The sequence below is a fragment of the Trinickia sp. genome (genome assembly GCF_051954495.1).
Lineage (GTDB): Bacteria > Pseudomonadota > Gammaproteobacteria > Burkholderiales > Burkholderiaceae > Trinickia.
In genome coordinates this window covers 75,760-84,302 of record NZ_JBQCHR010000193.1, presented here as the reverse complement: position 1 = coordinate 84,302, position 8,543 = coordinate 75,760, and the positions used below count along the sequence as shown (strand labels likewise).

Annotated in this window: 8 protein-coding genes; 1 reads left to right on the top strand and 7 read right to left on the bottom strand. The window is 66.3% G+C overall.

What is annotated here, in order from left to right:
• Positions 1-231 precede the first annotated feature (231 nt).
• Positions 232-618 (top strand): Fic family protein, encoded by a 387-nt coding sequence (locus ACTHNR_RS27410; RefSeq protein ID WP_440552128.1) that lies wholly within the window; start codon positions 232-234, stop codon positions 616-618.
• 82 nt (positions 619-700) lie between these two features.
• Here ACTHNR_RS27410 and ACTHNR_RS27405 read toward each other — a convergent pair whose 3' ends face one another.
• The 7 genes from ACTHNR_RS27405 to ACTHNR_RS27375 are packed head-to-tail and all read right to left on the bottom strand — an operon-like array spanning position 701 to position 8,537.
• Positions 701-1,720 (bottom strand): UDP-glucuronic acid decarboxylase family protein, encoded by a 1,020-nt coding sequence (locus ACTHNR_RS27405; RefSeq protein ID WP_440552126.1) that lies wholly within the window; start codon positions 1,718-1,720, stop codon positions 701-703.
• A gap of 58 nt (positions 1,721-1,778) precedes the next feature.
• Complete coding sequence (locus tag ACTHNR_RS27400) at positions 1,779-2,732, bottom strand: glycosyltransferase family 4 protein (protein ID WP_440552124.1); 954 nt, start codon at positions 2,730-2,732, stop codon at positions 1,779-1,781.
• Positions 2,722-3,858, bottom strand: a complete 1,137-nt coding sequence (locus tag ACTHNR_RS27395) for a glycosyltransferase family 9 protein (RefSeq protein WP_440552123.1) — start codon at positions 3,856-3,858, stop codon at positions 2,722-2,724. Before ACTHNR_RS27395 ends, ACTHNR_RS27400 begins: the two co-directional genes overlap by 11 nt.
• Positions 3,858-4,907, bottom strand: coding sequence for a glycosyltransferase (locus ACTHNR_RS27390; protein WP_440552121.1), 1,050 nt, complete (start codon positions 4,905-4,907; stop codon positions 3,858-3,860). The genes ACTHNR_RS27395 and ACTHNR_RS27390 overlap by 1 nt, the downstream gene beginning before the upstream one ends.
• Positions 4,904-6,655 carry a carbamoyltransferase family protein gene (locus ACTHNR_RS27385; RefSeq protein ID WP_440552119.1) on the bottom strand — a complete coding sequence of 584 codons (1,752 nt, stop codon included), beginning with the start codon at positions 6,653-6,655 and terminating at the stop codon, positions 4,904-4,906. The genes ACTHNR_RS27390 and ACTHNR_RS27385 overlap by 4 nt, the downstream gene beginning before the upstream one ends.
• A gap of 32 nt (positions 6,656-6,687) precedes the next feature.
• On the bottom strand, positions 6,688-7,893 hold the full coding sequence (gene waaF, locus ACTHNR_RS27380; RefSeq protein WP_440552118.1) for a lipopolysaccharide heptosyltransferase II: 1,206 nt from the start codon (positions 7,891-7,893) through the stop codon (positions 6,688-6,690).
• Positions 7,890-8,537: a D-glycero-alpha-D-manno-heptose-1,7-bisphosphate 7-phosphatase gene (locus ACTHNR_RS27375; RefSeq protein ID WP_440552116.1), complete on the bottom strand. Its 648-nt coding sequence runs from the start codon at positions 8,535-8,537 to the stop codon at positions 7,890-7,892. Before ACTHNR_RS27375 ends, waaF begins: the two co-directional genes overlap by 4 nt.
• Positions 8,538-8,543 lie beyond the last annotated feature (6 nt).

Genomic DNA, 8,543 nt, shown 5'->3' with positions numbered 1-8,543 from the left:
CATTTTGTGAGCCTACGCGACAAATTTGACCATTTCTGTGACTCTGCGCGACAAAATGTGAGTTCGAGGCGATAAAATGTGACTCTACGCGACAACTCGGCACCTTCATGACCGCGACCCTAGAGCCCGTAACCAAGGACGGCGCGGCACAATCGCGCCTTCGTAGAGTCGTATTTTTCGAACTACGTCGAGGGGACAAAATTCGCCATTGAGGATGCGCGCGATATTGTCATGCACCAGAAGGTGATGTCGACCCGCCCGAAGGACTCCCACGACATCCTCGGGGCGGTGGCGGAGATTCATCCGTTCGTCGACGGAAACGGTCGGATTTCACGCCTCGTGATGAACGCGGAACTGTCGCGCACCGGGCTGTACCGCATTATTGTGCCAACCCTCTTTCATCCGCAATTCGTCGATTGCCTGCGTAAGCTCACCCGCGAGAACGAGCCCGCTGATTACGCGCGCAGTCTTGCAAAAATGGCGCGCTGGTGCGCACAGTTCGACTACACGAATCTGGACGGCGTCATTGCGAACCTCAAGAAAACGAATGCGATGGAAGAGTCACTAACCAAGTTTCAGCTACTCAACATCGACGGCTCACGCATCCTTCCTGAATGACGCCTCTGCGCTGATTCTGGGAACCATAGAGCTTCCACGGCGACCGATGTTGCCCGCAGGACGCCCGACGAATATCGCGACATCAACGATTGCCGGTCGCTCCGCGCTCTCGCGACACGCCGGTCTCCCTCCCGCAATCCGCGAGCGGTACGCCGGCAAGCCGCATCCGGAAGTGCTCGGCCGTATGCCGCAACCCTTCGTCGAGCGGCGTGCTGGGCGCCCACTCCAGCAACGCACGCGCCGCCGAAATATCCGGTTGACGATGCCACGGATCGTCGATAGGCAGCGGACGAAACACGATCTCGCTGTCGGACTGCGTGGCGTGTCGCACGTGCTCGGCCAATTCGAGCATCGTGATCTCGTGCGGATTGCCCAGATTGACCGGATCGCACGAACCGTCGGGTGCATCCATCAAACGAATGAATGCGTCGATGATGTCGTCGACGTAGCACAGCGAGCGGGTTTGCGTACCGTCGCCGTACACCGTCAGCGGTTCGCCCGAAAGCGCCTGCACCATGAAGTTCGACACCACGCGTCCGTCGGCCGGATGCATGCGCGGCCCGTAGGTGTTGAAGATCCGCGCGATGCGAATTTCGAGCCCGTACTGGCGCCGATAATCGACGAACAACGTCTCCGCGCATCGTTTTCCTTCGTCGTAGCAGGAGCGCGGGCCGATCGGATTCACGTGCCCCCAATAGTCCTCCTTCTGCGGGTGCACGCGAGCGTCGCCATAGACCTCGCTCGTCGACGCCTGGAAGATTTTCGCGCGCACGCGCTTGGCGAGCCCCAGCATATTGATGGCGCCGTGCACGCTCGTCTTCGTCGTGCGCACGGGGTCGTACTGGTAGTGAACGGGCGAGGCAGGACAAGCCAAATTGTAGATTTCGTCGACTTCGACATAGAGCGGAAACGTCACGTCGTGCCGCATGAGTTCGAAGTTGCTGCAGCCGAGCAGATGCGCGACGTTCTCGCGCGTGCCGGTGAAGAAATTGTCGACGCACAGGACATCGTGGCCGGCTTCGACCAACCGCTCGCAAAGGTGCGAGCCGAGAAAGCCGGCGCCGCCCGTGACCAGGATTCGCTTTCGATCGAGTTCTTTCATCGGTCGTTGCTCCAAGGAGTGCATGGGGTATCGGAAGGACGGGTCGAACGAGCCGCGGTCATGAAGCGACCTCGCGCAGCAGCGCGTCCCAATCGCGCACGAACCGTTCGATGCCGAAGCGTTCGAGCGCGGTGCGGCGGGCGTTCTCACCTAGGCGGCGCGCCTCTTTCGGGTCGCCCAGCAACGCGCGCATCCGTTCGACGAGCGCGTCGACGTCGGTGGCTAGATAGCCGTTCTCGCCGTCGACGATGACGGTGGGCAGTTCCGTCGTCGCCAAGCCGACGATCGGCATCCCGATCGTCATCGCCTCGATGATCGCTAGGCCGAGGCTCGTCCAGCGAATGGGATTGAAAAAGAAGCGGTAGCGAGCCGTGAACGCCGCGAGATCGAGATTGCCGATTTCGCGCAGGCCGCCCGCGTCTTGCGCGTTCATGCCGACGAGATCCAGCGGGACACGTTGCGCCGCGGCGGCGTAAATGTCGGCGCCGAGTCGGCGGCCGCGCGTCGCCAGATTGTTGACCACGACGACGCCTCGCTCGAGTTCGCCCGTATAGCGCACGCCGTCCGGCACGAGCACGCCGTGCTCGATGACACGCGTCGGCACGTTGTCGCAATCCCACATCAGCCGGTTGAAGTGCGTGACATGCACGATCAACGTGGATAGCTCGGTGACCCAATGGCGTTCCGAAAACGGGTTGACTTGCGGCGGGTCGTGTTCGAGATAGACCGTCGGCAGCCGGCGCTGCGCTTCCGACAACACCGTCCAGCGGTCGCGCTCCCAATGCTCCCGATGCTGATAGAGCACGACGTCGAAGTCGCGTTGCGACACCATGGCCGCATCCACCTCGTGCACGTTGGGGCCCCAGGGCAGCACGCCCGTTCGCCCGGCGTGCCCGGGCGGATTGCCGGGCCGCGTCACGAGCCAGAACTCGTGCGGCGTCTGGGTGAGGTAGTAAAGGTAATTGCCGTGGACGTGCCACGTCAGCACCCGCAGCGGTCGATTACGTTGCATGGCCCGGCTCCTTTGCACGATGGGGTGACCGCGCATGCAGGACGTTTTCGCCGGCGGGATGCGCGCGCGCACGGTGCGCGAGCTGATCGAGCGCGGCTTCGACCACGCGATCGACACTGACGTTGAGCGCGCACGTGTGCCCATAGGGGCAATCGCGAAATGCGCAAGGCCGGCAAGGCGGATAGTCGGCCAGCACGCGATGGCGAGCGCGATCGAGCGGCGCCCAGCGGCGCGTGTCGCTGCCCGAGGCGATGACGGTGCTCGGCGTGCGCATGGCGGCGGCCACATGAGAGATGCCCGTATCGTTGCAGACCACGAGCCTCGCGCGCGCGACGAGGGCCGCAAGGCCGCCCAGCGTGGTGGAGCCCGTCAAGTGCAGCGCGGGCGCGGCCATCTCGCCGAGCACGGCCGCCGTGATCGCCGCTTCGTTCGACGTGCCGGTAATGGCGATCTGCCAGCCATTCGCGGACAACGCATCGGCCACTTGCGCGAATCGCGCCGCCGGCCAACGCCGTGAGGGCAGTTGTGCCCCGGGATGCAAAACGATCAGCCGCTCCGGCTCGATGCCGTGCCGCGTTTCGAGCGCCGCGTACTCGCAGCGGTCGTGCGGCGTCAGCGGGAACCACAAGGCGTCGTCCTTGGCGTCGATCCCTAGCGCACGCATGAGCGCCAAATAGCGGTGCGGCTCCGGCAGATCCTCCGGCCACGCGATGAAGCCGTCGTCGCGGGCCTCGTGCGGTTGGCGGAATCCCGCATAGGCGGCGGCGCCGAATTGCCTGACGATGTCATTGGCCGGACCGCCGCTGCCGTGCATTTGAATGGCCAGGTCGAAGCGCCGGTCGCGCATCGCCGCGAAAAAACGCGGCAGGCCCGCGTCGCTTTCTTCCTGCTCGGGAAAGCCGCGCGCACCCGGAAATACGACGAGTTCGTCGATCAGCGACGGAAAGCGCTCGACGAAGCGCGTCGCCCACGGCAGCCCGATCAACGTGACGTGCGCGTCGGGCCAAGCGCGCCGTAACGCGCGAAGGGCGGGCACGGAGCACAGCATGTCGCCGAGCTGCAGAGCGCGAAATACCGCGATGCGCCGTGGCGGAGAAAGTTCGGGGGAAGCGGGGAAGTTGGGCATCAAAGAAACCATGTCCGATAGCGCAAAGCGCCGCGCAAGCGCCAATAGATGGAAAGGAACGGGATCAGCACCGACGTGACGGCCATCTCGACGACATGACTCCAGGCCGTGCTGCGACCGCGCATGCGCCGCGCGAAAAAGCGCGCGGTCAGTGCGAGCCAGACGAGCGCGCCCAGTCCCGCAGCCGCTGGCATGTTTGCCGCGAGCCCCAGCACACCGACGACGGCCCCCGCAGCGCTCGCGTAGTAGGCGAGCGGCGGCGCCTCGGCGATCCGTTTGCGATAGAGATCGGGGTGCTTTCGATAAAGCAGCGCTTCGAATGCGCTCTTGCGCTGCTGTGAAAGGCTGACGCCCCAGCGCGCGGGGCGCACCGGATGCACGACCACGGCATCGGGCGCATTCACGATCTCGCCGCCTGCGTCGAGCAAGGAAAACTGCAGATCCGAATCTTCCCGCCAGGCGGACGTGAAACGCTCGTCGAAGCCGTCGACGGCGATCAAGGCCGAGCGCTTCACGAACGCGTTGGCAGTGGCGAATTCGGCGCGCTCGAGCCCGCTGGCGTCGGCCTCGTAGTCGGTTGGCCGCTCTCTGAGCGGGACGACGATCGCGCCCGAGGCGGCGCAGGCGCCACCGGCCATCGCGGCCAATCCGGCTTCGAGCCAGTGCGGATCGGGGATCGTGTCGTCGTCGGTAAAAGCGATCGTGTGCGCGAGCGCGTGCCGCCATCCGGCATTGCGGGCGCCTGCCGGGCCTTGCGTGGCCGTGATCGGCAAATAGCGAATTTGCAGGCCCCGCGCCAAATGCGCGTCGCCGATGCGTTCCACGAGGGCGCGCGTGGCTTCGTCGGGCCCGTCGTCGCACACCACGATCTCGTAGCGCTGAGGGTCGAGCGTTTGACGGACCAGGGCTTCGAGGCAACGCTCCAGCAACGCTGGGCGCCGCCAGGTGGGCACAACGACGGAGACGTCGGGGCGCAGCCCCGCCGCGTGCCCGGCGTGCGGCGGCGCATCGGTGCGCGCGCGCGGCTGCGCGGCCTCGGGTGTACTCACGACGCGGCTCCTTGTTTCGTGATGAGGAACGGCCCGATGACGAGCGCGTCGAGCGGCGACGTCCAAAACGATTCGAGCGCATCGCGCGGCGAATTGACCATCGGCTCGCCCCGTGTGTTGAACGAGGTATTGACGAGGATCGGCACGCCCGTGCGCGCGTGGAAGGCGGCGAGCAAATCGTAGTAGAGCGGGTGTTGCGCACGATTGATCGTCTGCACGCGTGCGGTGCCGTCGACGTGGCGCACAGCGGGGATGCGCTCCGCCACTTCAGGCCGCACATCGAAGATGAACAGCATGAACGGCGCAATGCGCGCGCCCGCGAACCAAGCATCGGCGTGTTCTTGCATCACCACCGGCGCGACGGGGCGGAAGTCCTCCCGGTCCTTGATTTCGTTGAGCTTCGCTTGCATGCCCGGATCGATCGGCGAGGCGAGGATCGAGCGCGCGCCCAACGCGCGCGGCCCGAATTCGGTACGGCCTTGGTACCAGCCGATGACGTTGCCGGCCGCTAGGAGGTCGGCCGTTTCGCCCGCGATGTCGTCGAGCCGTTTGAAGGGGACTTTTGACCAGCGCAGAAACGCCTCGACTTCGCTGTCCGGATACGAGGGACCGAGGTACGCGTGATCCATGGTCCAACGCCGCGACCGGTCGCCGGTCAAGCCGCGCTCGCGCCAATCGATCCACAGCGCCGCGCCCAGCGCCGTGCCGGCGTCGCCCGCGGCTGGCTGCACCCACACTTCGTCGAACGGACCCTCGTCGCGCAGCCGCGCGTTCATGACGCAATTGAGCGCGACGCCGCCCGCCATGCATAGCCGCGGCAGTCCGGTACGCTCGTGCAGCCAACGCGCCAGTTCTAGCACGGTCTCCTCGAGCACCGTCTGCAGCGAGCTCGCGATGTCGTAGTGACGCTGTTCGAGCGGGCCGCCCCGCTCGCGCGGCGGCCCGAATCGCTCGACGAGGTTGGCGTCCTCGACGGTATAGCTGCCGTTGCCGCGATATCGCACGATTTCGCGGAAGACATCGGCGTAGGCGGGGCGGCCGAATGCGGCCAGCGCCATGACCTTGTACTCGTCGGAGGAGTGCAGAAAGCCGAGCCAACTCGTCACCGCTTCGTAGAGCAGACCGAGCGAGTGCGGAAGCTCGACTTGCTTGATGCGCTTGTACTGTCCGTCGACGAATTGACCGAGGCTCGTCGTGACGCCTTCGCCGCGCCCGTCCATCGTCAGCACGGCGGTATCGCCCAGCGGCGCGGCCAAGAACGCGCTCGCCTCGTGGGCGAGATGGTGCTCGACGTAGTGCCAGGCGAAGCGGTGCCCGCCGTCGGGCGCTCGGAAGCGCTTGGCGAGATGGTGCGGCGCGCCGTCGATGAGCTGAGCGCGCGCGTTGACGATATAGCTGACGAACAAGGGATCCCAAGGCGATGCGCTCGCGTGTTCCGCGCGCTGCAGTCCGGGCTCGAGCGGTAACGCGATCGTCGCCTGACCGCGCGACGGGCCCGGCATCGTCGGCAGGAGGGCCGGGTCGTACGAGTAGGCGACGTGATCGACGTCGGCGAGCTCGATGCCGGCTTCCTTGAGGCAGTAGTCGATGGCGTCGAACGGCATTTGCCACGTCGAAAACGGTACGGGCCGCTTGGCGTGCTTCACGTGCGTGAAACGTTCGTCCTCGGCCGCGGCGATGACGACGCCGTCCTTGACGAGCGTCGCGGCGCTATCGTGATAGACGGCATTGATTCCGAGTGTGTACATGGCGATGGTCGGTGGTCGAAAGAGAGAGCGATTTACGAAGTGAGCGGGGCGGTGACCGATGCGGCGTCGACGCCGGCGGGCGCGCCGCGCAGCGGGTGACGCGAGGCCGCCAAATCCAACGCCGCCGCGGCCACCTTCGACGGGCTCACGCCCGTGATGCAACGATGGTGGCCTTGCGGACATTCCCCGCGGTAGCACCAGCGGCACTCGACATCGTGAAACAGCACCCGCTGTTCGGTCTGCCAGGGCGTGTGCTGCGGATTGGTCAGGGCATAGACGTCGACGACGGGCGTGGCGAGCGCCGAAGCAAGGTGGACGGGGCCGCTGTTGTTCGTCACGAGCACCGTCGTGCTTTCGAGCAATGCGGCCAGCTCGCCGATGCTTAGTTCTCCTGATAGATCGTGCAGACGTGCGCGCGCGGCGGGGCCGGCGCAGGCCATGACCTCGCGCACGAGCGGCGTCTCTTCGGCTGCGCCGGTCAACAAGATCGGCCAGGAGGTCTCGCGGGCGAGGCGCGCGGCTACCTCGCCGAAGCGCTCGGGCGGGTATCGGCGAGACGGTGCGCTGGCGCCGGGGTGGATCACGAACCACGGTCCTTCCGGCTCGATCCCTCGCGCGCTCAGGTGAACCGCCAACGATTCGCGCGCCCCGGTCGGCACGTCGAACCGCATGCGCGTGTCGACGCAGGTCGCGCCGACTTTGGCGACAAGCGCCAATTGGCGCTCCACTTCGTGCCTAACGCCGCCATGCGGCTCCGGCTCGCAGACCCAATCGGTCAGGAGTCCGTAGGGATTTTCTCGGCTATGCGCGAGTCGCCTCGGAATGCCGGCCAAATAGCACAGCATGGCGGCGGGCAGCGCGCTTTGGCTGTATACCGTGAAGATCGCGGCGGCGTCGTAGCGCCCGGCGTCAAGCCTGCGTTGCATCGCGAGGTCGGCCGAAGGCGCGGCGCCCGGTGTCGATCCATGCCAAGGCGCGTCGTAGGCGATGACCTCGTCCACGTCGCCCAGAAACGGCGCGGCCTTGGCCCCCACGCTCGAGGTAAGCAGCGTGATGTGCCGGTTGGGCGCGGACGTGCGCAGCGCGTGCATGGCGGGCGTCGTCATCAGGATGTCGCCAAGCCGATCGAGGCGAACGCATAGGATGCGTTTGACGTCCTCCCCCCAATGCGAAAACGACGTTTCGCGCTCGGGCGCCTGTGCGACGACGGGCAGGATCTTGAACGGGAGCGCGCTCATCGGGTGCTTCCCCTTGCCGAAGCTTCGTTCGTAGGCGGTCTCGAAACCGGGCGCCCATCGGTGCGGGCGGTTGCCGGCCGGGCATCGTGCTCGCGGACGATGGCCAGCGCCGCGCGCAGCAAGTCGGGCTCGCGCAGCGTCGGCTCGCGATCGGGGCCACGCAGCCATTCCGTTTCGTTACCGTTGTCTAGGAGCACCGTGCGGCATCCCGCGCGCGTGCCGGCTTCGACGTCGTCCAGTATGTCGCCCACGAACCAGCTCGCCGACAAGTCGATGGCATGATCGCGCGCGGCGCGCAGCAGCAGGCCGGGCGCCGGCTTGCGGCAAGCGCAGCGGTAGGCGTAGCGAGCGACGACGCCCTCGGGATGATGGGGGCACCAGTAGGCGCCCGCGAGCGTGACGCCGCATGCGTCGAACATGCGGCTCAGGTGCGCCTCCATCTCGGCCAGCGCGTCGTACGGAAATCGCCCGAGCGCGACGCCGCCTTGATTGCTGATGACGAACAGCCGGAAGCCTCGCGCGGCCAGCAGGGCGAGCGCGTCGCCCGCGCCTGGCGCGAAGCGCATGAGGGCGGGATCGACGTTGTAGGGCACGTCGTCGAGCAACGTCCCGTCCTTGTCGAACAGCACGGCGGCATGCGTCATGGCGGA